The organism is Bacillus sp. F9_6S_D1_P_5, from assembly GCF_054823925.1.
This window is the reverse complement of sequence record NZ_JBTREW010000059.1, coordinates 1-1,382: the sequence shown is the minus strand read 5'-3', so window position 1 is coordinate 1,382 and position 1,382 is coordinate 1. Positions and strand designations below refer to the sequence as shown.

General features: G+C 37.5%; 1 protein-coding gene. It reads right to left on the bottom strand.

The genetic code is table 11. From position 1 onward, the window contains the following. A protein-coding gene (locus ACUXEY_RS28095; RefSeq protein ID WP_461302078.1) for an IS1182-like element ISBth7 family transposase occupies positions 1–1,285 on the bottom strand; the annotation gives its coding sequence in 2 pieces (ribosomal slippage) (positions 1–724 and positions 724–1,285; 1,286 coding nt annotated over the 2 pieces). This gene is flagged as partial in the annotation. Between the last annotated feature and the right edge of the window lie 97 nt (positions 1,286–1,382).

The window sequence follows — 1,382 nt, the reverse complement described above, 5'->3', positions numbered from 1 at the left end:
ATTTGAACAGACTTCAGCCCTCGAAACCGGGCATAGCGGTAGCCATGTAGCTCTTTGGCATCCGCAAAGCTTCGCTCTATAGTTGAACAACGTACTTTATACAGCCTTTTCCCTGTAGATGTGAGCTTGTTTTTTCTAGCTATATCTTTATATTTTTCCCATATATGATGAGTAATAACTTTTTGTTTTTGTTTCTTTGAAAAGCATACCTCACGTAGTGGACAAACAGCACAGTCTTCTGGATTTGATTTGTATTGACGATACCCTTCACGATCCGTTGTTACATATTCTAAAATACATCCCATTGGGCAAGCGAATACGTTCATTTCTTCTACATATTTAAATTGGCTTTTCGGTACTTCTTTATTTCGTTTTCCAAATCGGCGATACCCCATCACCATAAATATATTCCGTTCTGATAATTTCTTACAGATATAGCCCGTAAAATAGCCCGCATCAAGAGCGACAGCTTCCACTTTAAATCCGAATTTATCAATCTGAGCTTGGAGGCGTGCTAAATATGGCTCGGAATCTGCCATATTTCCAGCCGTTACATAGGTATCTGTAATAATATTGTACTTCGCATCAGTCGTACGATGATCCAAGAAATGAAAACCATTTGGTTTTCCATCTCTCATTAAAAATCCACTATCTGGATCCGTTGTACTTATACGAGTTTTTTTGGTAGGGGTATCACTTTCCTTTCTAGGTTTTAATTCTTTTTTCCATGTACCTTACGATCTTCGATTACCGCAGCTTCTAGCTCATCTATATAAAACTTTGCCTTTTCTTTTTTATATTTATGTACAAATTTATTTTTATTGGCATTGGCCTTAATATGTGTAGAATCTGTCATCAGTGCACGTCCTCCCACCATCCGGTGCTCCGTTGCTTGCCTCACAATCTCATCAAAAATTTCTTCGAAAATATTTGTATGAATAAAACGAGTGCGACGATTCCAACTGATTGTAGAATGATCCGGAATAGTATCCGATAGAGAAAACCCTAAAAACCAACGGTAGGCAATATTCGTTTTAATCTCCTTTTCCAATTGACGCTCAGAACGAATACCGTAAAAATATCCAATAAACATCATCTTAAATAAAACGATAGGATGAATAGACGGACGTCCATTGTTTTCACAATAATAAGGGCGTAGCTTCTCCTCAATAAAATCAAAACTAATTGTTGCTTCAATCGCACGAAGGAAATGATCTTGTGGAACCAATTCTTCTACAGAAACAGATACACGCTCATCACGATGATTTTTTAAAGAACCCATCATAAGAAATCTCTCCTTTTCCTCTTTTTATCAGTGTTGACACATAAAAAGAGGCTCAGACACAAAAACAGGCTGTGGAGAAGACTTTCTCCACAGCCTG